At 51.2% G+C, this 2,986-nt stretch carries 1 rRNA gene; it reads left to right on the forward strand.

Annotated elements, in window-relative coordinates:
• Positions 1-27: 27 nt before the first annotated feature.
• Positions 28-2,918, forward strand: a 23S ribosomal RNA gene (locus R7044_RS23905).
• The last annotated feature ends 68 nt before the right edge of the window (positions 2,919-2,986 follow it).

The following is a 2,986-nucleotide window of genomic DNA, read 5'->3' on the forward strand; positions in this document are numbered from 1 at the left end:
TCAACTCGAAACTCCTTCGGGTTGTATGGTTAAGTGACTAAGCGTACACGGTGGATGCCTTGGCAGTCAGAGGCGATGAAGGACGTATTAACTTGCGATAAGCCCAGATTAGGTAGTAAAAACCATTTGAGTCTGGGATTTCCGAATGGGGAAACCCAATACCATAAGGTATTACTGTTGAGTGAATACATAGCTCAACAGGGCGAACCGGGGGAACTGAAACATCTAAGTACCCCGAGGAAAAGAAATCAACCGAGATTCCGAAAGTAGCGGCGAGCGAAATTGGACTAGCCCTTAAGCTTTACACGCGTTAGACGAACAGCCTGGAAAGGCCGACGATACAGGGTGATAGTCCCGTAGTTGACGACGTGTGTTCAGTGAAATCGAGTAGGGCGGGACACGTGATATCCTGTCTGAATATGGGGGGACCATCCTCCAAGGCTAAATACTACTGACTGACCGATAGTGAACCAGTACCGTGAGGGAAAGGCGAAAAGAACCCCTGTGAGGGGAGTGAAATAGAACCTGAAACCGTGTACGTACAAGCAGTAGGAGCAGGCTTTGTCCTGTGACTGCGTACCTTTTGTATAATGGGTCAGCGACTTATATTCAGTGGCAAGGTTAACCATCTAGGGGAGCCGTAGGGAAACCGAGTCTTAACTGGGCGTTCAGTCTCTGGATATAGACCCGAAACCAGGTGATCTAGCCATGGGCAGGTTGAAGGTTGAGTAACATCAACTGGAGGACCGAACCGACTAATGTTGAAAAATTAGCGGATGACTTGTGGCTAGGGGTGAAAGGCCAATCAAACCTGGAGATAGCTGGTTCTCCCCGAAAGCTATTTAGGTAGCGCCTCGGACGAATACTACTGGGGGTAGAGCACTGTTAAGGCTAGGGGGTCATCCCGACTTACCAACCCTTTGCAAACTCCGAATACCAGTAAGTACTATCCGGGAGACACACGGCGGGTGCTAACGTCCGTCGTGGAGAGGGAAACAACCCAGACCGCCAGCTAAGGTCCCAAATTACTACTAAGTGGGAAACGATGTGGGAAGGCTCAGACAGCCAGGATGTTGGCTTAGAAGCAGCCATCATTTAAAGAAAGCGTAATAGCTCACTGGTCGAGTCGGCCTGCGCGGAAGATGTAACGGGGCTAAGTAGTAAACCGAAGCTGCGGCAATATACTTTTGTATATTGGGTAGGGGAGCGTTCTGTAAGCGGTTGAAGGTGTGTGGTAACGCATGCTGGACGTATCAGAAGTGCGAATGCTGACATGAGTAACGATAAAGGGGGTGAAAAACCTCCTCGCCGGAAGACCAAGGGTTCCTGTCCAACGTTAATCGGGGCAGGGTAAGTCGACCCCTAAGGCGAGGCCGAAAGGCGTAGTCGATGGGAAACGGGTTAATATTCCCGTACTTCTTACAATTGCGATGGGGGGACGGAGAAGGCTAGGTGGGCCTGGCGACGGTTGTCCAGGTTCAAGTGCGTAGGCTGAGAAATTAGGTAAATCCGGTTTCTCTTAAGGCTGAGACACGACGTCGAGCTACTACGGTAGTGAAGTCATTGATGCCATGCTTCCAGGAAAAGCCTCTAAGCTTCAGATTGTAAGGAATCGTACCCCAAACCGACACAGGTGGTCGGGTAGAGAATACCAAGGCGCTTGAGAGAACTCGGGTGAAGGAACTAGGCAAAATGGTACCGTAACTTCGGGAGAAGGTACGCTCTCGACGGTGAAGTCCCTCGCGGATGGAGCTATTGAGAGTCGCAGATACCAGGTGGCTGCAACTGTTTATTAAAAACACAGCACTGTGCAAAATCGCAAGATGACGTATACGGTGTGACGCCTGCCCGGTGCCGGAAGGTTAATTGATGGGGTTAGACTTCGGTCGAAGCTCTTGATCGAAGCCCCGGTAAACGGCGGCCGTAACTATAACGGTCCTAAGGTAGCGAAATTCCTTGTCGGGTAAGTTCCGACCTGCACGAATGGCGTAATGATGGCCACGCTGTCTCCACCCGAGACTCAGTGAAATTGAAATCGCTGTGAAGATGCAGTGTACCCGCGGCTAGACGGAAAGACCCCGTGAACCTTTACTACAGCTTGGCACTGAACATTGACCCTACATGTGTAGGATAGGTGGGAGGCTTTGAAACGCAGTCGCTAGATTGCGTGGAGCCGTCCTTGAAATACCACCCTTGTAGTGTTGATGTTCTAACGTCGACCCCTTATCGGGGTTGCGGACAGTGCCTGGTGGGTAGTTTGACTGGGGCGGTCTCCTCCCAAAGCGTAACGGAGGAGCACGAAGGTGGGCTAATCACGGTTGGACATCGTGAGGTTAGTGCAATGGCATAAGCCCGCTTGACTGCGAGAATGACAATTCGAGCAGGTGCGAAAGCAGGTCATAGTGATCCGGTGGTTCTGAATGGAAGGGCCATCGCTCAACGGATAAAAGGTACTCCGGGGATAACAGGCTGATACCGCCCAAGAGTTCATATCGACGGCGGTGTTTGGCACCTCGATGTCGGCTCATCACATCCTGGGGCTGAAGTCGGTCCCAAGGGTATGGCTGTTCGCCATTTAAAGTGGTACGCGAGCTGGGTTTAGAACGTCGTGAGACAGTTCGGTCCCTATCTGCCGTGGGCGTTGGAGAATTGAAAGGGGCTGCTCCTAGTACGAGAGGACCGGAGTGGACGAACCTCTGGTGTTCGGGTTGTGTCGCCAGACGCATTGCCCGGTAGCTAAGTTCGGGATCGATAACCGCTGAAAGCATCTAAGCGGGAAGCGAGCCTTGAGATGAGTTCTCCCTGATACTTTAAGTATCCTAAAGGGTTGTCGTAGACTACGACGTTGATAGGCAGGGTGTGTAAGCGTTGTGAGGCGTTGAGCTAACCTGTACTAATTGCCCGTGAGGCTTAACCATACAACACCCAAGGGGTTTTGATGGACTCAATGAAAGAACATTGAATGTGTAAGAACGAGAATTAAAAA

This window comes from Vibrio sp. 1402, from assembly GCF_033340275.1.